General features: G+C 63.0%; 36 protein-coding genes. 35 read left to right on the top strand and 1 reads right to left on the bottom strand.

From position 1 onward, the window contains the following. Positions 1–65 precede the first annotated feature (65 nt). The 34 genes from IVB01_RS24005 (at position 66) to IVB01_RS24170 (ending at position 23,899) form a co-directional block, all read left to right on the top strand. The gene (locus IVB01_RS24005; protein WP_247279360.1) at positions 66–2,090 is read left to right on the top strand and encodes an ABC transporter ATP-binding protein; all 2,025 of its coding nucleotides are present in this window, start codon (positions 66–68) and stop codon (positions 2,088–2,090) included. An 890-nt stretch (positions 2,091–2,980) separates the two neighbouring features. Further along, positions 2,981–3,352: a 30S ribosomal protein S12 gene (rpsL, locus tag IVB01_RS24010; protein ID WP_007603006.1), complete on the top strand. Its 372-nt coding sequence runs from the start codon at positions 2,981–2,983 to the stop codon at positions 3,350–3,352. 15 nt (positions 3,353–3,367) lie between these two features. After that, positions 3,368–3,838, top strand: coding sequence for a 30S ribosomal protein S7 (gene rpsG / locus IVB01_RS24015; RefSeq protein WP_035709569.1), 471 nt, complete (start codon positions 3,368–3,370; stop codon positions 3,836–3,838). 32 nt (positions 3,839–3,870) lie between these two features. Then, positions 3,871–5,943, top strand: a complete 2,073-nt coding sequence (gene fusA, locus IVB01_RS24020) for an elongation factor G (protein WP_247279361.1) — start codon at positions 3,871–3,873, stop codon at positions 5,941–5,943. A gap of 40 nt (positions 5,944–5,983) precedes the next feature. Then, positions 5,984–7,174, top strand: coding sequence for an elongation factor Tu (gene tuf / locus IVB01_RS24025; RefSeq protein ID WP_211406468.1), 1,191 nt, complete (start codon positions 5,984–5,986; stop codon positions 7,172–7,174). 87 nt (positions 7,175–7,261) lie between these two features. Next, the gene (gene rpsJ / locus IVB01_RS24030) at positions 7,262–7,570 is read left to right on the top strand and encodes a 30S ribosomal protein S10 (protein WP_002712302.1); all 309 of its coding nucleotides are present in this window, start codon (positions 7,262–7,264) and stop codon (positions 7,568–7,570) included. A gap of 52 nt (positions 7,571–7,622) precedes the next feature. Further along, positions 7,623–8,336 carry a 50S ribosomal protein L3 gene (gene rplC / locus IVB01_RS24035; RefSeq protein ID WP_247279362.1) on the top strand — a complete coding sequence of 238 codons (714 nt, stop codon included), beginning with the start codon at positions 7,623–7,625 and terminating at the stop codon, positions 8,334–8,336. A 1-nt stretch (position 8,337) separates the two neighbouring features. Continuing rightward, positions 8,338–8,958, top strand: coding sequence for a 50S ribosomal protein L4 (rplD, locus tag IVB01_RS24040; protein ID WP_018647243.1), 621 nt, complete (start codon positions 8,338–8,340; stop codon positions 8,956–8,958). Next, a complete protein-coding gene (locus IVB01_RS24045) occupies positions 8,955–9,257 on the top strand; it encodes a 50S ribosomal protein L23 (RefSeq protein ID WP_247279363.1) in 303 nt (100 codons plus the stop codon). The genes rplD and IVB01_RS24045 overlap by 4 nt, the downstream gene beginning before the upstream one ends. 12 nt (positions 9,258–9,269) lie before the next feature. Further along, entirely contained in the window at positions 9,270–10,103 is an 834-nt protein-coding gene (gene rplB / locus IVB01_RS24050) for a 50S ribosomal protein L2 (RefSeq protein WP_194467932.1), read from the top strand. A gap of 12 nt (positions 10,104–10,115) precedes the next feature. Continuing rightward, entirely contained in the window at positions 10,116–10,394 is a 279-nt protein-coding gene (gene rpsS, locus IVB01_RS24055; RefSeq protein WP_008136357.1) for a 30S ribosomal protein S19, read from the top strand. A gap of 10 nt (positions 10,395–10,404) precedes the next feature. Then, positions 10,405–10,794 carry a 50S ribosomal protein L22 gene (rplV, locus tag IVB01_RS24060; RefSeq protein ID WP_035729589.1) on the top strand — a complete coding sequence of 130 codons (390 nt, stop codon included), beginning with the start codon at positions 10,405–10,407 and terminating at the stop codon, positions 10,792–10,794. Positions 10,795–10,811: 17 nt separating this feature from the next. Next, the gene (gene rpsC / locus IVB01_RS24065; protein WP_247279364.1) at positions 10,812–11,537 is read left to right on the top strand and encodes a 30S ribosomal protein S3; all 726 of its coding nucleotides are present in this window, start codon (positions 10,812–10,814) and stop codon (positions 11,535–11,537) included. A 30-nt stretch (positions 11,538–11,567) separates the two neighbouring features. Beyond that, the gene (gene rplP, locus IVB01_RS24070; protein ID WP_018647247.1) at positions 11,568–11,981 is read left to right on the top strand and encodes a 50S ribosomal protein L16; all 414 of its coding nucleotides are present in this window, start codon (positions 11,568–11,570) and stop codon (positions 11,979–11,981) included. Between the two features lie 5 nt (positions 11,982–11,986). Further along, a complete protein-coding gene (rpmC, locus tag IVB01_RS24075; RefSeq protein WP_011088144.1) occupies positions 11,987–12,193 on the top strand; it encodes a 50S ribosomal protein L29 in 207 nt (68 codons plus the stop codon). Between the two features lie 13 nt (positions 12,194–12,206). Next, a complete protein-coding gene (rpsQ, locus tag IVB01_RS24080) occupies positions 12,207–12,455 on the top strand; it encodes a 30S ribosomal protein S17 (RefSeq protein WP_008549247.1) in 249 nt (82 codons plus the stop codon). An 83-nt stretch (positions 12,456–12,538) separates the two neighbouring features. Then, the gene (gene rplN / locus IVB01_RS24085; protein WP_008549246.1) at positions 12,539–12,907 is read left to right on the top strand and encodes a 50S ribosomal protein L14; all 369 of its coding nucleotides are present in this window, start codon (positions 12,539–12,541) and stop codon (positions 12,905–12,907) included. Next, positions 12,907–13,221 carry a 50S ribosomal protein L24 gene (gene rplX, locus IVB01_RS24090; RefSeq protein WP_011088142.1) on the top strand — a complete coding sequence of 105 codons (315 nt, stop codon included), beginning with the start codon at positions 12,907–12,909 and terminating at the stop codon, positions 13,219–13,221. The genes rplN and rplX overlap by 1 nt, the downstream gene beginning before the upstream one ends. Next, on the top strand, positions 13,214–13,771 hold the full coding sequence (gene rplE / locus IVB01_RS24095) for a 50S ribosomal protein L5 (protein WP_247279365.1): 558 nt from the start codon (positions 13,214–13,216) through the stop codon (positions 13,769–13,771). Before rplX ends, rplE begins: the two co-directional genes overlap by 8 nt. A gap of 46 nt (positions 13,772–13,817) precedes the next feature. After that, complete coding sequence (gene rpsN, locus IVB01_RS24100) at positions 13,818–14,123, top strand: 30S ribosomal protein S14 (protein WP_018647251.1); 306 nt, start codon at positions 13,818–13,820, stop codon at positions 14,121–14,123. Positions 14,124–14,137: 14 nt separating this feature from the next. Continuing rightward, the gene (rpsH, locus tag IVB01_RS24105) at positions 14,138–14,536 is read left to right on the top strand and encodes a 30S ribosomal protein S8 (protein WP_008549240.1); all 399 of its coding nucleotides are present in this window, start codon (positions 14,138–14,140) and stop codon (positions 14,534–14,536) included. A gap of 16 nt (positions 14,537–14,552) precedes the next feature. Beyond that, positions 14,553–15,086 (top strand): 50S ribosomal protein L6, encoded by a 534-nt coding sequence (gene rplF / locus IVB01_RS24110; RefSeq protein ID WP_247279366.1) that lies wholly within the window; start codon positions 14,553–14,555, stop codon positions 15,084–15,086. A 10-nt stretch (positions 15,087–15,096) separates the two neighbouring features. Further along, positions 15,097–15,459, top strand: coding sequence for a 50S ribosomal protein L18 (gene rplR / locus IVB01_RS24115; RefSeq protein WP_007603036.1), 363 nt, complete (start codon positions 15,097–15,099; stop codon positions 15,457–15,459). A gap of 47 nt (positions 15,460–15,506) precedes the next feature. Beyond that, entirely contained in the window at positions 15,507–16,103 is a 597-nt protein-coding gene (gene rpsE, locus IVB01_RS24120; protein WP_247279367.1) for a 30S ribosomal protein S5, read from the top strand. A 25-nt stretch (positions 16,104–16,128) separates the two neighbouring features. Then, positions 16,129–16,323: a 50S ribosomal protein L30 gene (rpmD, locus tag IVB01_RS24125; RefSeq protein WP_011088137.1), complete on the top strand. Its 195-nt coding sequence runs from the start codon at positions 16,129–16,131 to the stop codon at positions 16,321–16,323. 76 nt (positions 16,324–16,399) lie between these two features. Next, on the top strand, positions 16,400–16,885 hold the full coding sequence (gene rplO / locus IVB01_RS24130; protein ID WP_247279368.1) for a 50S ribosomal protein L15: 486 nt from the start codon (positions 16,400–16,402) through the stop codon (positions 16,883–16,885). A 272-nt stretch (positions 16,886–17,157) separates the two neighbouring features. Next, positions 17,158–18,489, top strand: coding sequence for a preprotein translocase subunit SecY (gene secY, locus IVB01_RS24135; RefSeq protein WP_247279369.1), 1,332 nt, complete (start codon positions 17,158–17,160; stop codon positions 18,487–18,489). A gap of 273 nt (positions 18,490–18,762) precedes the next feature. Then, complete coding sequence (locus IVB01_RS24140) at positions 18,763–19,632, top strand: adenylate kinase (protein ID WP_247279370.1); 870 nt, start codon at positions 18,763–18,765, stop codon at positions 19,630–19,632. 185 nt (positions 19,633–19,817) lie between these two features. Beyond that, positions 19,818–20,186, top strand: coding sequence for a 30S ribosomal protein S13 (gene rpsM, locus IVB01_RS24145; protein WP_247279371.1), 369 nt, complete (start codon positions 19,818–19,820; stop codon positions 20,184–20,186). A gap of 123 nt (positions 20,187–20,309) precedes the next feature. Continuing rightward, positions 20,310–20,699: a 30S ribosomal protein S11 gene (rpsK, locus tag IVB01_RS24150; protein ID WP_007603045.1), complete on the top strand. Its 390-nt coding sequence runs from the start codon at positions 20,310–20,312 to the stop codon at positions 20,697–20,699. A 113-nt stretch (positions 20,700–20,812) separates the two neighbouring features. After that, positions 20,813–21,844, top strand: a complete 1,032-nt coding sequence (locus IVB01_RS24155) for a DNA-directed RNA polymerase subunit alpha (RefSeq protein ID WP_247279372.1) — start codon at positions 20,813–20,815, stop codon at positions 21,842–21,844. A 121-nt stretch (positions 21,845–21,965) separates the two neighbouring features. Beyond that, entirely contained in the window at positions 21,966–22,382 is a 417-nt protein-coding gene (gene rplQ / locus IVB01_RS24160; RefSeq protein ID WP_247279373.1) for a 50S ribosomal protein L17, read from the top strand. Positions 22,383–22,806: 424 nt separating this feature from the next. Beyond that, positions 22,807–23,595 (top strand): SDR family oxidoreductase, encoded by a 789-nt coding sequence (locus IVB01_RS24165; protein ID WP_247279374.1) that lies wholly within the window; start codon positions 22,807–22,809, stop codon positions 23,593–23,595. Between the two features lie 7 nt (positions 23,596–23,602). Next, complete coding sequence (locus tag IVB01_RS24170; protein WP_247279376.1) at positions 23,603–23,899, top strand: DUF1330 domain-containing protein; 297 nt, start codon at positions 23,603–23,605, stop codon at positions 23,897–23,899. Positions 23,900–23,949: 50 nt separating this feature from the next. On the opposite strand, the gene IVB01_RS24175 is transcribed toward IVB01_RS24170, so the two are convergent. Next, positions 23,950–24,963 carry a zinc-binding alcohol dehydrogenase family protein gene (locus IVB01_RS24175; protein WP_247279375.1) on the bottom strand — a complete coding sequence of 338 codons (1,014 nt, stop codon included), beginning with the start codon at positions 24,961–24,963 and terminating at the stop codon, positions 23,950–23,952. 123 nt (positions 24,964–25,086) lie between these two features. Between IVB01_RS24175 and IVB01_RS24180 the strand changes: the two genes are divergently transcribed. Beyond that, positions 25,087–25,464 carry a helix-turn-helix domain-containing protein gene (locus IVB01_RS24180; RefSeq protein WP_018647266.1) on the top strand — a complete coding sequence of 126 codons (378 nt, stop codon included), beginning with the start codon at positions 25,087–25,089 and terminating at the stop codon, positions 25,462–25,464. The last annotated feature ends 34 nt before the right edge of the window (positions 25,465–25,498 follow it).

Genomic DNA, 25,498 nt, shown 5'->3' on the forward strand with positions numbered 1-25,498 from the left:
AATAGCGGTTGCCGCTATTCCTGCTTTCTCTGCGGTCATGCCGGCCGTCAGCATCGGTTGGTTTCATGGCGTCCAAGCCCCTCTCGCCCGACAAACAGAAGCCCGCCGTGGAAGAGGCGGCCGAGCGCGACGACAGGCTCGCCTCCAGCGCCAAGCCGGACCTCGAGGACCATGAGGATGACGAAGGCAAGGGGAAGCATGAGCTGGAGCTCGATGAGGACGATGAGGACGAGGATCTCGTCGTCTTTACTGCGCGCGAGGCTGCCGGTGCGCTCGCCACCATTGTCGGGTTCGTCAGGCCCTATCTGACCAACTACAAGCGGATGCTGTCATTCGTGGCGTTCGGCGTCTTGGTCGAGACCCTGTTCAACGTCATCATGCCGCTCAGCCTGAAGTACCTCATCGACGACGCGCTCGGCGAGGAGGACTTCCAGGCCCTCTACAAGATCCTCGGCGTGCTCGCGGTCGCCGGCATCTTCACCTCGATCGTCGCGGTCTGGTACGAGCGCTGGGACGCGCGGCTCGCTGCCTGCATCATTTCCGACGTGCGCAAACGCCTGTTCGAGCACGTCCAGGATCTGCCGGCGGCCTATTTCGGCCGCACCCGGCGCGGCGAGATCCTGTCGCGCTTTTCCGTCGATCTCTCGGCCTTCGAAGGTTCGGTCAAGACCTTTGCCAATAGCGCAGCGCTGCCGTTCCTGGAGCTGATCGCCGGCATCATCCTGATGGTGTTCCTGAACTGGCAGCTCGCGGCGGTCGCGCTGCTGGTGTTCCCGATCACGCTGATCGGTCCGCGCATCCTCACTCCGAAGGCAGTGCAGGCCAATTACGAGCAGAAGCTCAACGAGAGTGCGCTGCTCGGCATGGTGCAGGAGAACGTGGCGGCCCAGGCCGTGATCAAGGCGTTCAGCCTGCAGCGCAAGATGTTCGGCTTCTTCACCTTCCGCAACGACGAGACGCGCAACAAGATCGCCTCCGCCGCGTTCCTGTCGACCATGGTGGAGCGGACGGTCACCATCTCGGTGCTGCTCCTGCACCTGGTCGTGCTCGCGATCGGCGCATATCTGGCGACCAAGGGCCAGATCACCATCGGCACCTTCGTCACCTTCGAGAGCGCGTTCTGGGAGGTCTCCTACAACATCGCCCATGTGATGCATTTCATTCCGGTGTCGATCTCCTCGGCCGCCGCGATCCGGCACATCCAGGAATTGCTGGACGAACCGACGCGCGGCGCCGATCGCCCTGGCGCGCCCGACCTGCCACGCATCACCCACGACATCACCTTCGACCGTGTGACGTTCCAATACGAAGGCAGCCAGACGCCGGTGCTGGACAATCTCAGCCTTAAGCTCAATGCCGGCAAGCGCATTGCCATCGTCGGTCCCTCCGGCTCCGGCAAGAGCACGCTGCTCAATCTGATCCTGCGGCTCTACGTGCCCGACGAAGGCCGCCTCACCATCGACGGCGTCGACGTCCGCAAGGTGACGCTGGATTCGCTGCGCCGGAGCATGGCGGTAGTGTTTCAGGAGAACATGCTGTTCAACATGTCGATCCGCGAGAACATCCGGCTCGGCAAGGAGGGTGCGACCGATGAAGAGGTGGAGGAGGCGGCCAAAAAGGCCGAGATCCACCGCTACATCATGGGCCTGCCGCAGCGATACGACACCCCGGTGGGCGAGCGCGGCGATACGCTTTCGGGCGGCCAGCGCCAGCGCATCGCGATCGCGCGCGCGATCATCCGCAATCCGTCGGTGCTGCTGCTGGACGAAGCCACCTCGGCGCTCGACCAGACCACGGAAGCCGCGATCAACCGCACGCTGCTGAAGGTCGCCAAGGGCCGCACCATGATCTGGTCGACCCACCGCCTGACCTCGGTGGTCGAGATGGACGAGATCATCGTGATATCAGGGGGCAAGGCGATTGAGCGCGGCTCCCATGCCGAGCTGCTCGCCAGCAACGGCACCTATCGCAAGCTGTGGAACGATCAGGTCCACCAGCCCCATGGCGCGGTGGCTCACGCCGACGGCGACAGCGACGATGTTGACGAGGATGAAGACCTCGATGATGATGAGGACGACGAGGAGGAGTGACCGGGGTCGTTCGGCTGCAAAGCAATCGCCGTGCGCGATCCATGTCTCCTCGCCCAGAACGCGGACCCCGGCACCGAGTCGCTGATTCCCTGATGCGTGGCGTTCGGCCGACGCGAAGCCGCAGATTTTCGGCCCTTGGATTGGGCGCGCCGGCCCATCGGGGATCGACCAACGCTAGCCGAAAATCCAGGCGAGACTGGGCATCGTGGCGCGCCACGGAAGACTGGAAAGCCTGCCACGAGCCAGCGGATTGGGGTGTGGGCTGGAAAACACGCTCACTTTGGTAATAAAGCTACATTTAGTCCGGGTATAATTGTCTTCGGACCTAGCAAATCGAGCGCTTCATTCCCATGTGAGGCAGGGGCAGTGAGGTGGCCAAGAGGCTGTTTCTGCAGGCGCCTGAAGCGCTTTGTGACTGTCGTTTCACCTTGACTTGATCGATTCTCACTTATAGAAAGCGCCTCACTTAACGACAGGCGGTGAGCATCGCCAGCGTCGGAACGGGCCACCCGTTTGATCCCTCAGGGGATCGCTAAGGCGGGCACCAACCTCGACGAATGCCGCTCAAACGCTGTCGATCATAGCTAGGCAATGCCAGTGCGATTTTAGTTCTCTTGAGCACGTTCTCATGAGATCGAACTCGGATGCATGACCTCAGTGCGCGGGCCACGGCATTGTGCTGACCGGTCCAATACTGCGGTCCTCTGTGGCGTCGAAGCGCTTTCCGCTCGGTGATGGAGCGGTTGGCGCAATTTCGCTTTGTGCGGATTGATCTGCGCAAGGCGGCTCCGTCGGGCCGGTAGCTCGAAAGAATTTGCGGTCCCGGCAACGGGCCGCGGCAAGACAGCGGACCCGAAAGGGGCCGCGGCAGAACAAAGGGTAAGGCCAGGATGCCGACGATCAACCAGCTGATCGCTCAACCGCGGGAAGTGCAGAAGTCGCGCAAGAAGGTGCCGGCGCTGCAGCAGTCGCCGCAAAAGCGTGGTGTTTGCACCCGCGTCTACACCACGACCCCGAAGAAGCCGAACTCGGCGCTTCGTAAGGTCGCCAAGGTGCGCCTGACCAACGGCTTCGAGGTGATCGGCTACATCCCCGGCGAAGGTCATAACCTCCAGGAGCACTCGGTGGTCATGATCCGCGGCGGCCGCGTCAAGGACTTGCCCGGCGTGCGCTACCACATCCTCCGCGGCGTTCTGGATACCCAGGGCGTCAAGAACCGTAAGCAGCGTCGTTCGAAGTACGGCGCCAAGCGTCCGAAGTAAGCGGGAACCTCGTCCATGTCTCGTCGCCATTCTGCTGAAAAGCGTGAAGTCCTTCCCGATCCGAAGTTCGGGAACATCATCGTCACGAAGTTCATGAACTCGGTGATGTATGCCGGCAAGAAGTCGGTCGCCGAGGGCATCGTCTACGGTGCGTTCGGTATCATCGAAACCAAGACCAAGCAGAACCCGCTCGGCGTGTTCGAGCAGGCGCTCGAGAACGTCATGCCGACGATCGAAGTGCGTTCCCGCCGCGTCGGCGGCGCGACCTACCAGGTTCCGGTCGAGGTTCGCTCGACCCGCCGGCAGGCTCTCGGCATTCGCTGGCTGATCGCGGCCGCGCGCGAGCGCAACGAGAAGACGATGACCGAGCGGCTCTCGGCGGAGCTTTTGGACGCATCGAACAACCGGGGGAACGCCGTCAAGAAGCGCGAAGACGTGCACCGCATGGCGGAAGCCAACCGCGCCTTCTCGCACTATCGCTGGTAACGGCGAAACCAACGGACTCGCAAGGAACACCCATGCCCCGCCAACATGCCATCGAGGACTACCGTAATTTCGGTATCATGGCGCATATCGACGCCGGCAAGACGACGACGACCGAGCGCATCCTCTATTACACCGGCAAGAGCCACAAGATCGGCGAAGTGCACGAAGGTGCCGCGACGATGGACTGGATGGAGCAGGAGCAGGAGCGTGGCATCACGATCACCTCGGCTGCGACCACCGCGTTCTGGAACGGCAAGCGCCTGAACATCATCGACACGCCCGGCCACGTCGACTTCACCATCGAAGTTGAGCGCAGCTTGCGCGTGCTCGACGGCGCCGTCTGCGTGCTCGACTCGAACCAGGGCGTCGAGCCCCAGACCGAGACGGTCTGGCGCCAGGGCGACAAGTACAAGGTTCCGCGCATCGTCTTCGCCAACAAGATGGACAAGATCGGTGCGGACTTCTTCAAGTGCCTGGCTGACATCGTCGATCGCCTCGGCGCCAAGCCCGTCGCGATTCAGCTTCCGATCGGTGCCGAGAACAACTTCAAGGGTCTCGTCGACCTCGTGAAGATGAGGGGCGTCGTCTGGAACGATGAATCGCTCGGCGCGAAGTTCGACTATGTCGATATTCCGGAAGAGCTCGTCGATCAGGCCAAGGAATACCGCGAGAAGATGGTGGAAGCCGCCGTCGAGCTCGACGACGACGCCATGGCCGCTTATCTCGACGGCAAGGAGCCGGACGAGGCGACGTTGAAGCGGCTGATCCGCAAGGCGGTGCTGACCGGCGCGTTCTATCCCGTGCTGTGCGGCTCGGCCTTCAAGAACAAGGGCGTGCAGCCGCTGCTCGACGCCGTCGTCGACTATCTGCCGTCGCCGCTCGACGTGCCCGCGATCAAGGGCACCGACGACAAGGGCAACGAAGTCGTGCGCAAGGCGGACGACAAGGAGCCGTTGGCGCTGCTCGCGTTCAAGATCATGGACGACCCGTTCGTCGGCACCATCACCTTCTGCCGCATCTACTCCGGCGTTCTACAGAGCGGCACCGGCGTCGTGAACTCGACCCGCGAGAAGAAGGAGCGCATCGGGCGCATGCTGTTGATGCATGCGAACAACCGCGAGGACATCAAGGAAGCCTATGCCGGCGACATCGTCGCGCTGGCCGGCCTGAAGGAAGCGCGCACCGGCGACACGCTGTGCGATCCCGACAAGCAGGTGATTCTGGAGAAGATGGAATTCCCCGAGCCGGTCATCGAGATCGCGATCGAGCCGAAGTCCAAGGCCGACCAGGAGAAGCTGGGCGTGGCGCTGGCCAAGCTCGCCGCGGAGGATCCGTCCTTCCGCGTGTCGACCGACCACGAGTCCGGCCAAACCATCCTCAAGGGCATGGGCGAACTTCATCTCGACATCAAGGTCGACATCCTCAAGCGCACCTACAAGGTCGACGCCAACATCGGTGCGCCGCAGGTGGCGTTCCGTGAGCGCATCACCAAGCGGGTGGAGCACAGCTACACCCACAAGAAGCAGACCGGCGGTACCGGCCAGTTCGCGGCCGTGTCGTTCATCGTCGAGCCGAACGAGCCCGGCAAGGGCTTCGAGTTCGAATCGAAGGTCGTCGGCGGCGCGGTGCCGAAGGAATACATCCCCGGCGTCGAGAAGGGCCTGGAGAGCGTGCTGTCGTCCGGCGTGGTCGCTGGCTTCCCCGTGGTCGACGTCAAGGTGACGCTCGTCGACGGCAAGTATCACGACGTCGACTCGTCGGCGCTCGCCTTCGAAATCGCCTCGCGCGCCTGCTTCCGCGAAGCGCTCCAGATGGGCAAGTCCGTCCTGCTCGAGCCGATCATGAAGGTCGAAGTGGTGACCCCGGAAGACTACACCGGCTCGGTCATCGGCGACCTGAACTCCCGGCGCGGTCAGATCCAGGGTCAGGACATGCGCGGCAACGCCAACGTCATCAATGCGATGGTGCCGCTCATGAACATGTTCGGTTACGTGAACAATCTGCGCTCGATGAGCCAGGGTCGCGCGACCTTCACCATGCAGTTCGACCACTACGCAGAAGCGCCGGCCAACGTGTCGGCAGAAGTCCAGAAGAAGTTTGCCTGATTGTCGTCGGTCTCAAGCTGACGATTGAACGGAGAGTCAAATGGCCAAAGCAAAGTTTGAACGTAACAAGCCGCACTGCAACATCGGCACCATCGGTCACGTCGACCATGGCAAGACGTCGCTGACCGCGGCGATCACCAAGATCCTCGCCGAGACCGGCGGCGCGACGTTCACCGCGTACGACCAGATCGACAAGGCGCCGGAAGAGAAGGCGCGCGGTATCACCATCTCGACCGCCCACGTCGAGTATGAGACGAAGAACCGCCACTACGCCCACGTCGACTGCCCCGGCCACGCCGACTACGTCAAGAACATGATCACCGGCGCCGCCCAGATGGACGGTGCGATCCTGGTCGTGTCGGCCGCTGACGGCCCGATGCCGCAGACCCGCGAGCACATCCTGCTCGCCCGTCAGGTCGGCGTGCCCGCGCTCGTCGTGTTCCTCAACAAGTGCGACATGGTTGACGATCCGGAGCTGCTCGAGCTCGTCGAACTCGAAGTCCGTGAGCTGCTCTCGAAGTACGAATTCCCCGGCGACAAGATTCCGATCATCAAGGGTTCGGCACTGGCCGCTCTCGAAGATTCCGACAAGAAGCTCGGCCACGACGCCATCCTCGAGCTGATGCGCAACGTCGACGAGTACATCCCGCAGCCGGAGCGTCCGATCGACCAGCCGTTCCTGATGCCGGTTGAAGACGTGTTCTCGATCTCGGGCCGCGGCACCGTCGTGACCGGCCGTGTCGAGCGCGGCGTCGTCAAGGTCGGCGAGGAAATCGAGATCGTCGGTCTGCGCGCGACCCAGAAGACCACCGTCACCGGCGTCGAAATGTTCCGCAAGCTGCTCGATCAGGGCCAGGCCGGCGACAACATCGGCGCGCTGCTCCGCGGCACCAAGCGCGAGGACGTCGAGCGCGGCCAGGTTCTGGCCAAGCCCGGTTCGGTCAAGCCGCACACCAAGTTCAAGGCAGAGGCCTACATCCTCACCAAGGAAGAGGGCGGTCGCCACACCCCGTTCTTCACCAACTACCGTCCGCAGTTCTACTTCCGCACCACCGACGTGACCGGTGTCGTGCACCTGCCGGAAGGCACCGAGATGGTGATGCCGGGCGACAACATCGCGATGGAAGTGCACCTGATCGTGCCGATCGCGATGGAAGAGAAGCTCCGCTTCGCGATCCGCGAAGGCGGCCGCACCGTCGGTGCCGGCGTCGTCGCCTCGATCATCGAGTAAACAAGCGAATAGGGAATGGTGAGTGGCGAATAGGGAGTTCTATTTCGCTACTCGCTACTCGCCACTCTACTCAAAGAAAGCACGGCAATGAACGGCCAAAACATTCGTATCCGTCTCAAGGCGTTCGACCATCGTATCCTCGATACGTCGACCCGTGAGATCGTGAACACGGCGAAGCGCACCGGCGCGCAGGTCCGCGGACCCATTCCGCTGCCCACCCGCATCGAGAAGTTCACCGTCAACCGTTCGCCCCACGTCGACAAGAAGAGCCGCGAACAGTTCGAGATGCGCACTCACAAGCGCCTGCTCGACATCGTCGATCCGACCCCGCAGACCGTCGATGCTTTGATGAAGCTCGACCTTGCCGCCGGTGTCGACGTCGAGATCAAGCTCTAAGATTTTGGATCCCGTTCGCGTCAAGCGGACAGAAAGAACAGGAAGCAAGCCGATGCGCTCCGGAGTGATCGCACAAAAGGTCGGGATGACGCGGGTCTTCACGGAGGCCGGCGAACATATCCCCGTGACCGTGCTGAAGCTCGGCAATTGCCAGGTCGTAGGCCACCGCACCGAAGAGAAGAACGGTTACGTCGCGCTCCAGCTCGGTTCTGGCAGCCGCAAGACCGTTTACATGCCCAAGGCCGAGCGCGGTCAGTTCGCCGTCGCCAAGGTCGAGCCGAAGCGCCGGGTCGAGGAATTCCGCGTCACCGCGGATGCCATGATCCCGGTCGGCGCCGAGATCCAGGCCGATCACTTCGTCGTCGGCCAGTTCGTCGACGTGACCGGCACCTCCGTCGGTAAGGGTTTTGCCGGCGGTATGAAGCGCTGGAACTTCGGCGGTCTGCGCGCCACGCACGGTGTGTCGATCTCGCACCGCTCGATCGGTTCGACCGGTGGCCGTCAGGACCCCGGCAAGACCTGGAAGAACAAGAAGATGCCCGGCCACATGGGTGTCGATCGCATCACCACGCTCAATCTTCGTGTCGTCCAGACCGATGTCGAGCGCGGCCTGATCCTCGTCGAAGGCGCCGTTCCCGGCTCCAAGGGCGGCTGGATCCGCGTGCGCGACGCCGTCAAGAAGCCGCTGCCGAAGGAAGCTCCGAAGCCCGGCAAGTTCAAGGTTGCTGGCGAAGCGGAAGTCGCCCCGGCTGCGCAGGAGGCGTGAGATGGAATTGAAGGTCACGACCCTCGAAGGTAAGGAAGCCGGCTCGGTCCAGCTTTCCGACGCCATTTTCGGCCTCGAGCCGCGCGAGGACATCATCGCGCGCTGCGTGCAGTGGCAGCTCAACAAGCGCCAGGCCGGCACGCACAAGGCCAAGGGCCGCGCCGAGATCTGGCGCACCGGCAAGAAGATGTACAAGCAGAAGGGCACCGGCGGTGCTCGTCACGGCTCGGCCCGCGTGCCGCAGTTCCGTGGCGGCGGCCGTGCCTTCGGCCCGGTGGTGCGCTCGCACGCCACCGACCTGCCGAAGAAGGTCCGCGCGCTCGCGTTGAAGCATGCGCTCTCGGCCAAGGCCAAGGACGGCGATCTCGTCGTGATCGAGAAGGCCGCGCTGGAAGCCGCCAAGACCAAGGCGCTGCTCGGTCACTTCTCGGGCCTGGGACTCACCAACGCGCTGATCATCGATGGTGCCGAGCTCAACAACGGATTTGCCGCGGCCGCGCGTAACATCCCGAACATGGACGTGCTGCCGATCCAGGGCATCAACGTCTATGACATCCTGCGCCGTCAGAAGCTCGTTCTGACCAAGGCCGCCATCGATGCGCTGGAGGCGCGCTTCAAATGACGAAGAACATTGAGCCTCGCCACTACGACGTGATCCTGTCGCCGGTCGTGACCGAAAAGGCGACGATCGCCTCGGAGCACAACAAGGTGCTGTTCAAGGTGGCCGCGAAGGCGACCAAGCCGCAGATCAAGGAAGCGATCGAGAAGCTGTTCGACGTCAAGGTCAAGAGCGTCAACACGCTGGTCCGCAAGGGCAAGACCAAGGTCTTCCGCGGCAATCTCGGCTCGCAGTCGAACACCAAGCGCGCGATCGTGACCCTCGAAGAGGGTCACCGGATCGACGTCACCACCGGTCTGTAAGGTCGTACGACGATGGCACTGAAGACATTCAATCCCACGACGCCGGGCCAGCGCCAGCTGGTCATGGTCGATCGTTCGGCCCTTTACAAGGGCAAGCCGCTGAAGGCGCTGACCGAGGGCAAGAAGTCCTCGGGCGGTCGCAACAACACCGGCCGCATCACCGTGCGCTTCCGCGGCGGCGGTCACAAGCAGACGCTGCGCACCGTCGACTTCAAGCGCGAGAAGATCGACGTGCCCGCGACGGTCGAGCGGCTCGAATACGATCCGAACCGCACCGGATTCATCGCCCTGATCAAGTATCAGGACGGCGAGCAGGCCTACATCCTGGCGCCGCAACGCCTGGCCGTTGGCGACACCATCGTCGCCGGCAACTATGTCGACGTGAAGCCGGGCAATGTCATGCCTCTCGGCAACATGCCGGTCGGCACGATCATCCACAACATCGAGGTCAAGATCGGCAAGGGCGGCCAGCTCGCCCGTTCCGCGGGCACCTACGCCCAGCTCGTCGGTCGCGACCAAGACTACGTCATCATCCGCCTGAACTCGGGCGAGCAGCGCCTCGTGCACGGCCGTTGCCGCGGCACGATCGGCGCCGTGTCGAACCCGGATCACATGAACACCTCGATCGGCAAGGCCGGCCGCAAGCGTTGGATGGGCCGTCGGCCGCACAACCGCGGTGTCGCGATGAACCCGATCGACCATCCGCACGGCGGTGGTGAAGGTCGTACCTCGGGCGGTCGCCACCCGGTCACTCCGTGGGGCAAGCCGACCAAGGGCAAGAAGACCCGCACCAACAAGTCGACCAACAAATTCATCCTCCTAAGCCGCCACAAGCGGAAGAAGTAAGGAACGCCGGACATGGTTCGTTCAGTCTGGAAAGGCCCGTTCGTCGAGGGTTCTCTGCTCAAGAAGGCAGATGCCGCGCGCGCGTCCGGCCGTCACGACGTCATCAAGATCTGGAGCCGTCGCTCGACGATCCTGCCGCAGTTCGTCGGCCTGACCTTCGGCGTCTACAACGGTCAGAAGCACGTGCCGGTGGCCGTCAACGAGGAAATGGTCGGTCACAAGTTCGGCGAGTTCTCGCCGACCCGGACCTTCCATGGCCACTCCGGCGACAAGAAAGCCAAGAAGGCTTGAGGATTAAACGATGAGCAAACCTAAGCGCGAACGGAGCCTCGCCGACAACGAGGCCAAGGCGGTCGCCCGGATGCTGCGGGTAAGCCCGCAGAAGCTCAACCTGGTCGCCCAGCTCATTCGCGGCCGGAAGGCGTCTGCCGCGCTCGCTGACCTGCAGTTTTCGCGCAAGCGGATCGCGGTCGATGTGAAGAAGTGCCTGGAATCGGCTATCGCCAATGCCGAGAACAATCACGACCTCGACGTCGATGATCTCGTCGTGGCGCAGGCTTTCGTCGGCAATGGCCTCGTGATGAAGCGCTTCGCCGCCCGCGGCCGTGGCCGCTCGGGCCGTGTCTACAAACCATTTTCGCAACTGACGATCATCGTTCGTCAGGTCGAAGCCGAAGCAGCAGCCGCTTAAAGGCGCAGGAGAACACGATGGGTCAAAAGATCAATCCGATCGGTCTGCGTCTCGGCATCAACCGGACCTGGGATTCTCGCTGGTTCGCCGGCAAGCAGGAATACGGCAAGCTGCTGCACGAGGACGTCAAGATCCGCGAGATCCTGCACAAGGAACTCAAGCAGGCCGCCGTCGCCCGCATCGTGATCGAGCGTCCGCACAAGAAGTGTCGCGTCACCATCCACTCGGCCCGTCCGGGCGTGGTGATCGGCAAGAAGGGCGCCGACATCGACAAGCTGCGCAAGAAGGTCGCGGACATTACCTCGTCCGACGTCGTCATCAACATCGTCGAGATCCGCAAGCCGGAGCTCGACGCGACGCTGGTGGCCGAGTCGATTGCGCAGCAGCTCGAGCGCCGCGTGGCGTTCCGCCGCGCCATGAAGCGCGCCGTGCAATCGGCAATGCGTCTCGGCGCGGAAGGCATCCGCATCAACTGCTCGGGACGCCTTGGCGGTGCGGAAATCGCGCGCATGGAGTGGTACCGCGAAGGTCGCGTGCCGCTGCACACGCTGCGCGCCGACATCGACTACGGCGTTGCGACCGCGTTCACAACCTTCGGCACGTGCGGCGTCAAGGTCTGGATCTTCAAGGGCGAGATCCTCGAGCACGATCCGATGGCCCAGGACAAGAGAATGGCCGAAGGCGAGACGGGCGGCAGTGGTGATCGTGGTGGCCGTCAGCGCCGCGATTCGGCTGCAGCCTGAGCCAGCACAGGAATTTGAGGGCTTAAAGCCATGATGCAACCTAAGAAAACGAAGTTCCGGAAGGCGCATAAGGGCCGCATCCACGGCGTTGCGTCTTCGGGCGCGACGTTGGCCTTCGGCCAGTACGGCTTGAAGGCGACCGAGCCTGAGCGCGTCACCGCGCGGCAGATCGAAGCCGCCCGCCGCGCGCTGACCCGCCACATGAAGCGCGCCGGCCGCGTCTGGATCCGCGTGTTCCCCGACGTTCCGGTGTCGAAGAAGCCGGCCGAAGTCCGCATGGGCTCCGGCAAGGGTTCGCCGGAACTGTGGGTCGCGCGCGTCAAGCCGGGCCGGGTGCTGTTCGAGATCGACGGCGTCAACACCCAGACCGCGCGCGAGGCGCTGACCCTGGCGGCCGCCAAGCTGCCGATCAAGACGCGCTTCGTCGAGCGCATTGCGGAGTAATGCCCATGGCCCAGATGAAGATCGAAGACATCCGCGCGATGAGCCCCGACCAGCAGGATGATGCCATCCTGAACCTGAAGAAGGAGCGCTTTAACCTGCGCTTCCAGCGCGCCACTGGGCAGCTCGAGAACACCTCGCGCCTGCGCGAGGCTAGGCGCGACATCGCCCGGATCAAGACCGTCGCCGCGCAGACGCGCGCGAAGAAGAAGTAAGAGGCTTACGAAGATGCCGAAACGTACTCTGCAGGGCGTGGTCGTCAGCGACAAGCAAGCCAAGACCATCGTGGTGCGCGTCGACCGCCGCTTCACGCACCCGATCTACAAGAAGACGATCCGCCGTTCGAAGAACTATCACGCGCACGACGAGAGCAACCAGTTCAAGCCGGGCGACGTGGTGTGGATCGAGGAATCGAAGCCGATTTCGAAGTTGAAGCGCTGGGTCGTGATCCGGGGCGAGCACAAGAAAAGCGCCTGATCTGTTGGCTTTAGCCGACCGACTTCAGGGAAATGTTGAGCGCCGGCTGGGCTGGCGCAAAGAGAAGAGGACGAGGTGCATCAATGATTCAGATGCAGACCAACCTCGACGTGGCCGACAATTCTGGCGCACGCCGTGTCATGTGTATCAAGGTGCTCGGAGGCTCCAAGCGCCGCTACGCCACGATCGGCGACATCATCGTCGTCTCGATCAAGGAAGCCATTCCGCGTGGCAAGGTGAAGAAGGGCGACGTGATGAAGGCCGTCGTGGTGCGCGTCCGCAAGGACATCCGCCGCGCCGACGGTTCGGTGATCCGCTTCGACCGCAACGCGGCCGTCCTGATCAACAACCAGGCCGAGCCGGTCGGGACCCGCATCTTCGGGCCCGTGCCGCGCGAGCTGCGCGCCAAGAACCACATGAAGATCATTTCGCTCGCGCCGGAGGTGCTGTGATGGCTGCGAAGATCCGCAAGGGCGACAAGGTCGTCGTGCTGACCGGTCGCGACAAGGGCCGGACCGGCGAGGTGTTCGAGGTGCGCCCCGACGCCGGGACCGCGCTCGTGCGCGGCATCAACATGGTCAAGCGTCACCAGAAGCAGACGCAGGCCCAGGAGGGCGGCATCATCTCGAAAGAGGCGCCGATCCAACTGTCCAACATCGCGTATGTCGGCAAGGACGGAAAGCCGACCCGCGTCGGATTCAAGATTCTGGCGGACGGCAAGAAGGTCCGCATCGCCAAGAGCTCGGGAGCTGAGATCGATGGCTGAGGCCGCTTACACGCCGCGCCTGCGCGCGGAATATGATGCGAAGATCCGCACGGCTCTGACCGAGAAGTTCGGTTACGAGAACGTCATGCAGGTTCCGCGTCTGGATAAGGTCGTGCTAAATATGGGCGTTGGCGATTCCGTCAACGATCGCAAGAAGGCCGAGACCGCCGCTGCCGAACTGACCCAGATCGCCGGCCAGAAGGCGATCGTGACCTATTCGCGCGTCGCGATCGCGACCTTCAAGCTGCGTGAGAATCAGCCGATCGGCTGCAAGGTCACGCTGCGCAAGGCGCGCATGTACGAGTTCATCGATCGCCTAGTGACGGTCGCGCTGCCGCGCGTCCGCGACTTCCGCGGCCTGAACCCGAAGAGCTTCGACGGCCGCGGCAACTACTCGCTCGGCATCAAGGAGCACATCATTTTCCCCGAGATCGACTTCGACAAGGTCACGGAAGCCCGCGGTATGGACATCACCGTCTGCACCACGGCCAAGACCGACGAAGAGGCGAGGGCCTTGTTGACCGCTTTCAATTTCCCGTTCCGGCAGTGAGACGCTGAGCTAAAGCCTCTCAAACGCGGATACCCAGGAGCCAAGCATGGCAAAGAAGAGTTCAGTCGAGAAGAACAACCGGCGCAAGCGGATGGTGAAGAACGCCGCCGCCAAGCGCGAGCGGTTGAAGGCGATCATCGCCGACAAGAAGCTACCGATGGAAGAGCGCTTCGCTGCGACGTTGAAGCTGGCGGAAATGCCGCGCAACTCGTCGGCGACCCGCATCCGTCTGCGTTGCGAGCTGTCGGGCCGTCCCCGCTCGAACTACCGCAAGAACAAGCTGTCCCGTATCGCGCTGCGCGACCTTGGCTCCAAGGGCATGGTCCCGGGCCTCGTCAAGTCGAGCTGGTAAGGAGGGTCGTTTAGATGTCTACGCACGATCCAATCAGCGATCTGATCACCCGCATCCGCAACGCGCAGATGCGCTCCAAGACCAAGGTCTCCACGCCTGGCTCGAAGATGCGCGAGAACGTGCTCGAGGTGCTGAAGTCCGAGGGCTACATCCGCGGTTACGCCACGCTTGAGCATCCCTCGGGCCGCAGCGAGATCGAGATCGAGCTGAAGTATTTCGACGGCGAGCCCGTCATCCGCGAGATCGAACGGGTCTCCAAGCCGGGGCGTCGTGTCTACGCCTCGGTGAAGGCTCTGCCGCGGGTCAACAACGGACTCGGCATTTCGGTGTTGTCGACGCCGAAGGGGATTATGGCCGACCACAGCGCGCGCGACGCGAATGTGGGCGGCGAAGTCCTCTTCACGGTGTTCTGAGAAGGATTTTTGATCCATGTCACGTGTTGGCAAAAGGCCTGTAGCGGTTCCGTCGGGCGTTACCGCGACCGTTGATGGGCAGACCGTCAAGATGAAGGGGCCGAAGGGCCAGCTTCAGTTCGTCGTCCATGACGACGTCGAGGTGAAGCTCGAGAGCGGCGAGATCAAGGTCAAGCCGCGGTTCGAGACCAATCGCGCGCGGGCGCTGTACGGCACCGCTCGCGCTCAGGTCGCGAACCTCGTCGAGGGCGTCACCAAGGGCTTCGAGAAGAAGCTCGAGATCACCGGCGTCGGCTACCGCGCCGCGATGCAGGGCAAGAACCTGCAGCTTGCGCTCGGTTACAGCCACGACGTGATCTATCCGATCCCGGAAGGGATCACGATCACCGTGCCGAAGCCGACCGAGATCACGGTGACCGGCAGCGACGTCCAGCGCGTTGGCCAGGTCGCAGCCGAGATCCGCGGCTATCGCCCGCCGGAGCCCTATAAGGGCAAAGGCGTGAAGTATGTTGGCGAATTCATCTTCCGCAAGGAAGGCAAGAAGAAGTAACGGAGCCGTCATGTCGAAAGCCAAGGTTACGAATGCCCGGCGCAAGCGGAGTGTGCGGCTGAAGCTGCGCCGCTCCGGTGGTGGCCGTCCGCGCCTGTCGGTGTTCCGCTCGTCCAAGCACATCTACGCCCAGGTCATCGACGACCTGAAGGGCGAGACGCTGGCCTCTGCCTCTTCGCTCGAGAAGTCGATGCGGGACGGCGGCAAGACCGGCGCCGACATCGATGCGGCGAAGGCGGTCGGCAAGCTGCTGGCGGAGCGCGCTGCCGAGAAGGGCGTCAAGGAAGTCGTGTTCGATCGCGGCAGCTATCTCTATCACGGGCGCGTCAAGGCTCTTGCCGACGCCGCGCGTGAGAGTGGGCTGAGCTTCTAACAGAATTTGAGGATTGAGGCGCAAGCCTCTGAAGGATTGGAAAAACCATGGCAGCTGAACGCGAACAACGTGGTGGACGCGATCAACGCGGCGGCGGACGTGAACGCAGGGAGCGCGAGGAGCGCGACAGCGAGTTCGTCGACAAGCTCGTCCACATCAACCGCGTGGCCAAGGTCGTCAAGGGCGGCAAGCGCTTCGGTTTCGCAGCGCTGGTCGTGATCGGCGATCAGAAGGGCCGCGCCGGCTTCGGTCACGGCAAGGCGCGCGAAGTGCCTGAGGCGATCCGCAAGGCGACCGAATCCGCCAAGCGCAACCTGACTCGCGTGTCGCTGCGCGAGGGCCGCACGCTCCATCACGACATCGCCGGCCGTCATGGCGCGGGCCGTGTCTACCTGCGTGCCGCCCCGGCCGGCACCGGCATCATCGCCGGTGGCCCGATGCGCGCCGTGTTCGAGACGCTCGGCGTCCAGGACGTGGTGGCGAAGTCGATCGGCTCGTCGAACCCGTACAACATGGTTCGCGCCACCTTCGACGCGCTGAAGCATCAGGATTCGCCGCGCTCGGTTGCTGCCCGCCGCAACATCAAGGTGTCCACCCTCCAGTCCCGTCGTATCGGCGGTGACGCCGAGGCGACTGCCGACTAACGGAAGCTTTTCGGAGTAGACTCCCATGGCCAAGGCCGCAAAGACGATCAAGCTCGAGCAGACCGGCAGCGCGATCCGCCGCCATCACTCGCAGCGCTCGACGCTGATCGGGCTCAAGCTCAACAAGATCGGGCGCACCAGCGAACTGCCGGATACCCCGGCCGTTCGCGGCATGATCGAGAAGGTTCACCATCTCGTCCGCATCGTCGACGAGAAGTAAGAAGCGGCGCAGGATCCCGAAAAGCGGGCACCCGGTTTTCGGTGAAGATCGTGCGCAAGACACAAGGAGAAGGGCGATGAAGCTCAGCGATATCGCCGACAACGCCGGCTCGCGCAAGAAGCGTATGCGCGTCGGCCGCGGCATCGGTTCGGGCAAGGGCAAGCAGTCGGGCCGCGGCGGCAAGGGCCAGACCGCGCGTTCGGGCGTGCGCATCAAGGGTTTCGAAGGCGGCCAGATGCCCATGCATCGCCGTCTGCCCAAGCGCGGCTTCAACAACATCTTCCGCGTCGAGTTCGCCGAGATCAATCTCGACCGGCTCCAGGAGGCAGTCGATGCCAAGAAGATCGACGCCGGCAGCGTCGTGAACGTCGAGGCGCTGGTGAAGGGCGGCGTGCTGCGCCGCGCCAAGGGCGGTCTGCGGCTGCTCGGCCGCGGCGAGCTCAAGTCCAAGCTCAACATCGAAGCGCATGGCGCCTCCAAGACCGCGATCGCGGCGGTCGAGAAGGCCGGCGGTTCGGTGAAGATCCTCGCCCCTGCCAAGGAAGAAGGCGAGGCGGCGTAACAACTGCGTCATTGGCCCGCGCCTCGCGGGCCTTTACGCATGCGGGACGATGGACTTATCGGAGCCGAGCCCCAGATAATGTCCGGCGTCCGCTAAAGCATGATCGGGACCCGAAGGACCGCGTTAACGCAAAGTGTGAAGCGGTTTTCCGAGAAGATCATGCTGAAAACGACAATCTAGAGCGCGACGGTGAGGCATCCTGATCTCATCGCGCTTTAGAGTAGCCCGGCCGCGGGCATGACGGCGCAACAGGCGGCGGGAGAAAGTCCAAGATGGTCTCTGCAGCGGAACAACTGGCAGCCAATCTCAATTTCGGCGCGTTCGCCAAGGCCGACGAACTGAAGAAGCGCATCTGGTTCACTCTGGGTGCGCTGCTCGTTTATCGGCTCGGCACCTACATCCCGCTGCCCGGCATCGATCCCAACATCTGGGAGCAGGTGTTCCGGTCCCAGGCGGGCGGCATCCTCGGCATGTTCAACATGTTCGCCGGCGGTGGCATCCACCGCATGGCGATCTTCGCCCTGAACATCATGCCGTATATCTCGGCCTCGATCATCATCCAGCTCCTGACCACCGTCTCACCGCAGCTTGAGGCGCTGAAGAAGGAAGGCGAGGCCGGCCGCAAGACGCTGAACCAGTACACCCGCTATCTCACCGTCATCCTGGCCGCGTTCCAGTCCTACGGCATCGCGGTGGGCCTCGAGGGCGCCGGCAACGTCGTCAGCGAGCCTGGCCTATTCTTCCGCCTGTCCACGGCGATCACACTGACCGGCGGCACCATGTTCCTGATGTGGCTCGGCGAGCAGATCACCTCGCGCGGCATCGGCAACGGCATCTCGCTGATCATTCTCGCCGGCATCGTCGCCGAGCTGCCCGCGGCGCTCGCCAATATGCTCGAGCTCGGCCGTCAGGGTGCGATGTCGACCGGTCTGATCCTGGTCGTCATCATCATGGCGGTCGCCGTGATCGCCTTCATCGTGTTCATGGAGCGCGCGCAGCGCCGCCTGCTGATCCAGTATCCGAAGCGTCAGGTCGGCAACAAGATGTTCGAGGGCCAGTCCTCACATCTGCCGCTCAAGCTCAACACCTCGGGCGTGATCCCGCCGATCTTCGCGTCCTCGCTGCTGCTGCTGCCGACCACGGTGGCGAACTTCAACGCCGGCAGCGGACCGGAATGGTTCCAGTGGATCACCACCCAGCTCGGCCACGGCCGTCCGCTGTTCCTGATCATGTATCTGGCGCTGATCGTTTTCTTCGCCTTCTTCTACACCGCGATCGTGTTCAACCCGACCGAGACCGCGGACAATCTGAAGAAGCACGGCGGCTTCATTCCGGGCATCCGTCCCGGCGAGCGCACCGCCGAATATATCGACTACGTGCTGTCACGCATCACCGTGCTCGGCGCGATTTATCTGGCGATCGTCTGCTTGATTCCGGAGATCCTGATCTCCTACGCCTCGGTGCCGTTCTACTTCGGCGGCACCTCGCTGCTGATCGTCGTCAGCGTCACCATGGACACCGTGGCGCAGGTGCAGGGCTATCTGCTGGCGCATCAGTACGAAGGCCTGATCCGCAAGTCGAAGCTGCGCGGCCGCCGCCGCTAAGCGCAGCGTCCCCCGAAGGCGGCGCGATTGCGCCGCCGATTCGCTCCGCCAGCAACACGCGGCGCCTGCACGGCAGCAGCAGCCATTCGGTCATATCGGCAGAGCTGTTCTCACAGCAGCACAATCACTGATTTCAAAGCCCTTCTTGGCGACAGCCCATCCGCTCCCCTATGATGTGGGTAGCGGTGCAGCGCCGATTATGGTTTGCACTGTCCTTGATCTTCAAACACAGGTGCGCGACGTATCGCTCACCAATCCGGGGGGCGTACGCCGATGAGAATTATACTTCTGGGACCGCCGGGGTCGGGCAAGGGGACCCAGGCGCAGCTGCTGGTGCAGCGCTATGGCATCGTCCAGCTCTCGACCGGCGAGATGCTGCGCGCGGCCGTTGCGGCAGGAACGCCGGTCGGGCTGAAGGCCAAGGAGATCATGGCGAGTGGCGGCCTCGTGCCCGACGAGGTCGTGGTCGGAATCATCTCCGACCGCATCGACCAGCCGGATGCCAAGAACGGTTTCATCCTCGACGGTTTCCCACGCACCGTGCCGCAGGCCGAGGCGCTGGACGAGCTGCTCAAGCGCAAGCATCTCAAGCTCGATGCCGTGATCGAGCTGCGTGTCAACGAGAGCGCACTCCTGAACCGCGTCGAGACCCGCGTCGCCCAGATGCGCGAGCGCGGGGAGGAGGTCCGGGTCGACGACACCCCGGAGGTCCTGACCAAGCGCCTCGCCAGCTACCGCAGCCAGACGGAACCGCTGATTCACTACTATTCCGAGCGGCGGAAGCTCTCGACCATCGACGGCATGATGGCCATCGACGAGGTCACCCGTGCCATCCACCGCCAGCTCCTGGCGCTCGGGGCGGTCGAGCCCAAGACCCACGGCAAGACGCATGCCCGCAGCGCGGCCAAGGCTGCGCCGGCCAAGAAGGCGAAGACAGCGAAGACAGCGGCCAAAAAGCCGGCAAAAACGGCCAAAAAGGCGGCCAATTCCGCTAAAAAGGCCGCCAAGAAAGCCCTGAAGAGCGCCGGGAAGGCCACCCGGAAGACAGCAAAGAAGGCGACCAGGAAGACTGCCAAGAAGGCCGTCAAGAAGGGTGCCAAAAAGGCCGCAAAAAAGGTCACGAAAAAGCGAGCCAAACGCTAGCAGCGGTTGACGAGCGCCCCCGGAATCCCCTAATAAGCCCCGCATCCAAGTCGGATAGTTTCAGACGATGCCGGGCCCCAGGAAGACCGGGGGTGGGCGTCGTGTTCGCGTTTGTGAACACCTGCCCGAGAACACAAGCACTTAAAGCCCGATCCTGACGAGGATCGGCGATAGGAGAGAAGGCCGTGGCCCGTATTGCCGGCGTGAACATTCCCACCAACAAGCGCGCGCTGATCGCGCTCCAGTATATCCATGGCATCGGCCCGAAGATCGCCAGTGAGATCCTGGAGAAGGTGAAGATCCCCGCGGATCGTCGCGTCAATCAGCTCAGCGACGCCGAAGTGCTCCAGATCCGCGAAGTGATCGACCGCGACTATCTCGTCGAGGGCGATCTGCGTCGTGAGGTCGGTATCAACATCAAGCGTCTGATGGACCTCGGCTGCTATCGCGGCCTGCGTCATCGTCGCGGTCTGCCGGTGCGCGGTCAGCGCACTCATACCAACGCGCGCACGCGCAAGGGCCCGGCGAAGGCCATCGCCGGCAAGAAGAAGTAAGTTTTCGCAGCCAATCGCGGCGTGTGGTGAACGGGGGATGACCCGTTCGCCACGCGCCTTTCGTTCCACAGGTGTAGCCGCTGGCATTACGGCGGCGTTTGAGATCGTCAGGAAAGGGACTCAATGGGCAAGGAAGCCACCCGCGTTCGCCGTCGTGAGCGCAAGAACATCGCCTCCGGCGTCGCGCATGTGAACTCGTCGTTCAACAACACGACCATCACCATCACGGATGCGCAGGGCAACACGATTGCCTGGTCTTCCGCCGGCACGATGGGCTTCAAGGGCTCGCGCAAGTCGACCCCGTATGCCGCGCAGGTTGCAGCCGAGGACGTGTCCAAGAAGGCGCAGGAGCACGGTATGCGCACGCTGGAAGTCGAAGTGGCCGGTCCCGGTTCGGGCCGCGAATCGGCGCTCCGCGCGCTCCAGGCCGCGGGCTTCACCGTCACCTCGATCCGCGACGTGACCACGATCCCGCACAACGGTTGCCGTCCCCGGAAGCGTCGGCGCGTTTAATACGAAATTGCGAGCGCGTCGGCGCTCGCGATGTTTTTTTTGCGAAGCCGCGGGAATCATCCGCGGCCTTTCTCCAACGCCAGTATTTGAGTTTTTCAAATTGACTGGCCTGTATGGGTGAAACAGTGACGATCCAGAAAAATTGGCAAGAACTGATTCGACCGAACAAGCTCCAGGTTACGCCTGGCAGCGACTCGAACCGTTTCGCGACCATCGTCGCCGAGCCGCTCGAGCGCGGCTTCGGCCAGACCCTCGGCAACGCGCTGCGGCGCATCCTGCTCTCCTCGCTCCAGGGCGCGGCGGTGCAGTCGGTGCACATCGACGGCGTGCTGCACGAGTTCTCCTCGATCGCTGGCGTCCGTGAGGACGTCACCGACATCGTGCTCAACATCAAGGACATCTCGATCAAGATGCAGGGCGAGGGCCCCAAGCGCATGGTCGTGAAGAAGCAGGGCCCGGGCGTCGTCACCGCTGGCGATATCCAGACCGTCGGCGACGTCACCGTGCTCAACCCGGACCTCCAGATCTGCACCCTCGACGAGGGTGCGGAGATCCGCATGGAGTTCACGGTCTCGACCGGCAAGGGTTACGTGCCCGCCGAGCGCAACCGTCCCGAGGACGCGCCGATCGGCCTGATCCCGGTCGACAGCCTGTACTCGCCGGTCCGCAAGGTCTCCTACAAGGTCGAGAACACCCGCGAGGGTCAGATCCTCGACTACGACAAGCTGACCATGACGATCGAGACCAACGGTGCGATCTCGCCGGATGATTCCGTGGCCTACGCCGCGCGCATCCTCCAGGATCAGCTCAACGTGTTCGTCAATTTCGAAGAGCCGCGCAAGGAAGTTGCCCAGGAGATCATCCCGGACCTCGCCTTCAACCCGGCTTTCCTCAAGAAGGTGGACGAGCTCGAGCTCTCGGTGCGTTCGGCCAACTGCTTGAAGAACGACAACATCGTCTACATCGGCGATCTCGTGCAGAAGAGCGAAGCGGAAATGCTCCGCACCCCGAACTTCGGCCGCAAGTCGCTGAACGAGATCAAGGAAGTGCTGGCCCAGATGGGGCTGCACCTCGGCATGGAAGTGCCGGGCTGGCCGCCGGAGAACATCGACGAGCTCGCCAAGCGCTTCGAGGATCACTACTGATCGACTTCACCGTCGTGGCCGGAGACATCCGGCCACGATTTTCATGGGCGAACGCAGGAAGCCCACCTGAGCAACTTGTCCGACGAACCGTCGCGGCAGTTCATACGTAAGGAATAAACACATGCGTCACGGCAAGGTTCATCGGAAGCTCAACCGCACGGCCGAGCATCGCAAGGCGATGTTCGCTAACATGGCGGCTGCGCTGATCAAGCACGAGCAGATCGTCACCACGCTGCCCAAGGCCAAGGAGCTCCGCCCGATCGTCGAGAAGCTCGTCACCCTCGGCAAGAAGGGCGGCCTGTCGCTGCGCCGCCAGGCGATCGCGGAGCTGCGCGACCTCGACATGGTCAAGAAGCTCTTCGATACGCTCGCGACCCGCTACAAGGACCGCCAGGGCGGCTACACCCGCATCATCAAGGCCGGCTTCCGCTACGGCGACAACGCCCCGATGGCCGTAATCGAGTTCGTCGATCGCGACGTCGATGCCAAGGGCCAGGATTCTGGTCCGGTGCAGGAAAAGGAAGCCGAGGCGGCGTAAGCCTTTCGGCAGTACGAAATTTGAAAGCGGCGCCCTCGGGCGCCGCTTTTTTTCCGTGCCGTGCTTCGAGCGCCGGAAGGGTGGAGCTTCGCTTTTTTGGAGCAGCGGGAATCCGAAGGAGCTCGATCAAAGCCATCGGAGGATCAGCAGCAAGCCCTACGATAGCCGCGGAACGTGGCTTGTGCATGTGGATGTCTCTTCCGAAGTTTGGAAGACGCCCGACCCGGATCTGCAGAATTCGGCGACCGTGCGTTTCGCACCGAACGCTGCAGAAAGCTTCGCGAGCACTCTGAATGATGGCACGCTTTCGCTTTGCGCGCCCTAAGATTCCCGTGTTGTGGCCGTTGGTACTCACGCGTCGGTGAGCGGTGATTGCGATGGCACGTGGGGCACATATCTCCACCAACCTCAATGGAGATAACGCATGAACATCGACCTTTCGGGAAAAACCGCGCTGGTGACCGGCTCCACTGCCGGCATCGGCCGCGCCATCGCCAAGGGCCTTGCCGCTTCGGGCGCCAGCGTCGTGATCAACGGCCGCGGCCGGAACAAGGTCGATGCCGCCGTCCGCAAGCTGGAAGAGACCGGCGCCAAGATCCGTGGCATCGCCGCCGACGTCTCAACGGCGGCAGGCTGCGAGGCGCTCGTGGCGGCGCTTCCCGAGATCGACATCCTCATCAACAATGCCGGCATCTTCGAGCCGAAGGAGTTTTTCGAGATTCCCGACGAGGACTGGAGTCGCTTCTTCGAAGTCAACGTGATGAGCGGCGTCCGTCTGTCGCGGGCGTATATGAAAGGCATGTTGAAGCGCAATTGGGGCCGCATCGTCTTCATCTCCTCGGAGTCCGGACTCAACATTCCCGTCGAGATGATTCACTACGGCATGAGTAAGACGGCCCAGCTCTCGGTCGCGCGGGGCCTCGCGCAGCTCACTCGCGGCACCGGCGTCACAGTTAATTCCGTGCTGCCCGGCCCGACCATGTCCGAGGGCGTCGAGACCTTCGTTAAGGATCTCGCTGGGCAGAACGGACAGTCGGTGGAAGAGGCCGCCGCCAATTTTGTCAGGCAGCATCGCCCGAGTTCGCTGCTGCAACGCTTCGCCAGCGTCGACGAGATCGCCAACATGGTGGTCTATGTCGCGTCCAAGGAAGCATCCGCGACCAACGGTGCGGCGTTGCGGGCGGAAGGCGGCATCGTCAACACCATTGCGTGAGGCCGGCATGACAGCCTATGTGATTTCCGAAGTCGAGATGCGCGATCCCGATGAATTTGAAGCCTATCGTACGCTGGCCGCGAAGACGATTGCGCAATACGGCGGGCGTTATCTGGTCCGCGGCGGCAAGGCTGAACTGGCCGAAGGTAATCTTCCACCGAAGGCTATCGTCATCGTCGAATTTCCGTCGATGGCGAGGCTGAAGGAATGGTACGCTTCAACGGAATATGCCGAAGCGCTAAGAGTGCGGCAGACGGCGCTGGAGCGGCGGCTGATGTTCGTCGAAGGCGTGGCGGAAACGTAGGGTGGGTTACGCCTTCGGCTAACCCACCCTACGCACCGACGCCGGAGCCGCTACCACCCCTCCAGCACGATCTTGCCGCGTGACTTGCCGCTTTCGAGCAGCGCGTGCGCGCGCTTGAGGTTGGCCGCATTGATGGTGCCGAAGGTCTGGTCGAGCGTGGTGCGCAACACGCCCTTGTCGATGAGGTCGGCGACGTCATTGAGCAGATGATGCTGCGCGATCATGTCGGGGGTCTGGAACGAGGAACGCGTGAACATCGACTCCCAGTGCACCGAGATCGCCTTGCCCTTGAATGTGCTCATGGCGAATTCCTGCGGATCGTCGATCAGGCCGAACTTGCCCTGCGGTGCCATGAACTCAGCGATCGCCTTGTAGTGCTGGTCAGTGAAGGTGAGGCTTGCGACCAACGCGACCGGCGGCAGCCTCAAGCTCTCGATCTGCTCCTTCATCGGCTTGCCGTGGTCGATCACCGCATGGGCGCCGAGATCGAGGCACCATTTTTGCGACTCCGGCCGCGTCGCGGTCGCGAGCACCGTGAGGCCAGTGAGGCGGCGGGCGAGCTGGATCAGAATCGAGCCGACGCCACCGGCGCCACCAGTGATCAGCAGTGTGCGCGGATCGACGCTCTTGCCGGGTACTGCGCCGAGACGGTCGAACAGAAGCTCCCATGCGGTGATGGAGGTGAGGGGAAGGGCGGCCGCTTGCGCGAACGACAGGCTCTTCGGCTTGTTGCCGACGATGCGCTCCTCAACCAGGTGGTATTCCGAGTTGGTGCCCTGACGCAGAATAGAACCAGCGTAAAACACTTCATCACCTGGCTTGAACAGCGTGACGTCGGGACCGATGGCATCGACGACGCCCGCCGCGTCATAGCCGAGGATCTTGATCTCGCCCTCGGACGGGGTGGCGCGCTTGCGCACCTTGTAGTCGACCGGGTTGGCCGAAATCGCCTTCACGGCGACGCGGATGTCGCGCCCTCCGGGCTCGGGTTTTGCGGTCTCGAAATCAATGAGTGAATCCGCGTCCTCGATCGGAAGCGATTTCTTGTAGCCGACGGCCTTCATGGCTTGTCTCCATCAGATGGCTTCTGTTCGCCCGCCGCCCTAACTGTCGCTCTGGCCCCGATTTGGCAAGTACTGTAAATTTGGGGATATAGTCCCTGTTTGGATACTATCGGGAAAACACGCATGAAACGGCGCAATTTTGCCCGGCGCCCCGGCTGCTCGGTCGAGGCGACGCTGGATCTGATCGACGGCAAGTGGAAGGGTGTCATCCTCTACCACCTCCAGAGCGGCACCCAGCGCTTCGGCGAATTGCGCCGCCGGATGCCCGGCATCACCCAGCGCATGCTGACCAAGCAGCTTCGCGCGCTGGAGGAGGACAAGCTCGTGATTCGGAAGGTCTATGCGGAGGTGCCGCCGCGCGTGGAGTATTGCCTCTCCGAACTCGGCGAGAGCCTCAAGCCAGTCATCGACATCCTGAAGGCCTGGGGCGAGAGCCACCAGCAGCGGCTGTCCTGTGCGCCGCCGCCGGTCGTGGTGAAGAAGCCGAAGCGCGCGGCGTAAACATCCGGGAGCGGATCGTTCTGCTCCCGGATGA

It is taken from the genome of Bradyrhizobium sp. 164 (genome assembly GCF_023073715.1).
Lineage (GTDB): Bacteria > Pseudomonadota > Alphaproteobacteria > Rhizobiales > Xanthobacteraceae > Bradyrhizobium.

Coding starts and splice junctions, on each gene's coding strand:
- IVB01_RS24005 (WP_247279360.1), top strand. CDS start 66: ATGGCGTCCAAGCCCCTCTCGCCCGACAAACAGAAGCCCGCCGTGGAA.
- rpsL (WP_007603006.1), top strand. CDS start 2,981: ATGCCGACGATCAACCAGCTGATCGCTCAACCGCGGGAAGTGCAGAAG.
- rpsG (WP_035709569.1), top strand. CDS start 3,368: ATGTCTCGTCGCCATTCTGCTGAAAAGCGTGAAGTCCTTCCCGATCCG.
- fusA (WP_247279361.1), top strand. CDS start 3,871: ATGCCCCGCCAACATGCCATCGAGGACTACCGTAATTTCGGTATCATG.
- tuf (WP_211406468.1), top strand. CDS start 5,984: ATGGCCAAAGCAAAGTTTGAACGTAACAAGCCGCACTGCAACATCGGC.
- rpsJ (WP_002712302.1), top strand. CDS start 7,262: ATGAACGGCCAAAACATTCGTATCCGTCTCAAGGCGTTCGACCATCGT.
- rplC (WP_247279362.1), top strand. CDS start 7,623: ATGCGCTCCGGAGTGATCGCACAAAAGGTCGGGATGACGCGGGTCTTC.
- rplD (WP_018647243.1), top strand. CDS start 8,338: ATGGAATTGAAGGTCACGACCCTCGAAGGTAAGGAAGCCGGCTCGGTC.
- IVB01_RS24045 (WP_247279363.1), top strand. CDS start 8,955: ATGACGAAGAACATTGAGCCTCGCCACTACGACGTGATCCTGTCGCCG.
- rplB (WP_194467932.1), top strand. CDS start 9,270: ATGGCACTGAAGACATTCAATCCCACGACGCCGGGCCAGCGCCAGCTG.
- rpsS (WP_008136357.1), top strand. CDS start 10,116: ATGGTTCGTTCAGTCTGGAAAGGCCCGTTCGTCGAGGGTTCTCTGCTC.
- rplV (WP_035729589.1), top strand. CDS start 10,405: ATGAGCAAACCTAAGCGCGAACGGAGCCTCGCCGACAACGAGGCCAAG.
- rpsC (WP_247279364.1), top strand. CDS start 10,812: ATGGGTCAAAAGATCAATCCGATCGGTCTGCGTCTCGGCATCAACCGG.
- rplP (WP_018647247.1), top strand. CDS start 11,568: ATGATGCAACCTAAGAAAACGAAGTTCCGGAAGGCGCATAAGGGCCGC.
- rpmC (WP_011088144.1), top strand. CDS start 11,987: ATGGCCCAGATGAAGATCGAAGACATCCGCGCGATGAGCCCCGACCAG.
- rpsQ (WP_008549247.1), top strand. CDS start 12,207: ATGCCGAAACGTACTCTGCAGGGCGTGGTCGTCAGCGACAAGCAAGCC.
- rplN (WP_008549246.1), top strand. CDS start 12,539: ATGATTCAGATGCAGACCAACCTCGACGTGGCCGACAATTCTGGCGCA.
- rplX (WP_011088142.1), top strand. CDS start 12,907: ATGGCTGCGAAGATCCGCAAGGGCGACAAGGTCGTCGTGCTGACCGGT.
- rplE (WP_247279365.1), top strand. CDS start 13,214: ATGGCTGAGGCCGCTTACACGCCGCGCCTGCGCGCGGAATATGATGCG.
- rpsN (WP_018647251.1), top strand. CDS start 13,818: ATGGCAAAGAAGAGTTCAGTCGAGAAGAACAACCGGCGCAAGCGGATG.
- rpsH (WP_008549240.1), top strand. CDS start 14,138: ATGTCTACGCACGATCCAATCAGCGATCTGATCACCCGCATCCGCAAC.
- rplF (WP_247279366.1), top strand. CDS start 14,553: ATGTCACGTGTTGGCAAAAGGCCTGTAGCGGTTCCGTCGGGCGTTACC.
- rplR (WP_007603036.1), top strand. CDS start 15,097: ATGTCGAAAGCCAAGGTTACGAATGCCCGGCGCAAGCGGAGTGTGCGG.
- rpsE (WP_247279367.1), top strand. CDS start 15,507: ATGGCAGCTGAACGCGAACAACGTGGTGGACGCGATCAACGCGGCGGC.
- rpmD (WP_011088137.1), top strand. CDS start 16,129: ATGGCCAAGGCCGCAAAGACGATCAAGCTCGAGCAGACCGGCAGCGCG.
- rplO (WP_247279368.1), top strand. CDS start 16,400: ATGAAGCTCAGCGATATCGCCGACAACGCCGGCTCGCGCAAGAAGCGT.
- secY (WP_247279369.1), top strand. CDS start 17,158: ATGGTCTCTGCAGCGGAACAACTGGCAGCCAATCTCAATTTCGGCGCG.
- IVB01_RS24140 (WP_247279370.1), top strand. CDS start 18,763: ATGAGAATTATACTTCTGGGACCGCCGGGGTCGGGCAAGGGGACCCAG.
- rpsK (WP_007603045.1), top strand. CDS start 20,310: ATGGGCAAGGAAGCCACCCGCGTTCGCCGTCGTGAGCGCAAGAACATC.
- IVB01_RS24155 (WP_247279372.1), top strand. CDS start 20,813: ATGGGTGAAACAGTGACGATCCAGAAAAATTGGCAAGAACTGATTCGA.
- rplQ (WP_247279373.1), top strand. CDS start 21,966: ATGCGTCACGGCAAGGTTCATCGGAAGCTCAACCGCACGGCCGAGCAT.
- IVB01_RS24165 (WP_247279374.1), top strand. CDS start 22,807: ATGAACATCGACCTTTCGGGAAAAACCGCGCTGGTGACCGGCTCCACT.
- IVB01_RS24170 (WP_247279376.1), top strand. CDS start 23,603: ATGACAGCCTATGTGATTTCCGAAGTCGAGATGCGCGATCCCGATGAA.
- IVB01_RS24175 (WP_247279375.1), bottom strand. CDS start 24,963: ATGAAGGCCGTCGGCTACAAGAAATCGCTTCCGATCGAGGACGCGGAT.
- IVB01_RS24180 (WP_018647266.1), top strand. CDS start 25,087: ATGAAACGGCGCAATTTTGCCCGGCGCCCCGGCTGCTCGGTCGAGGCG.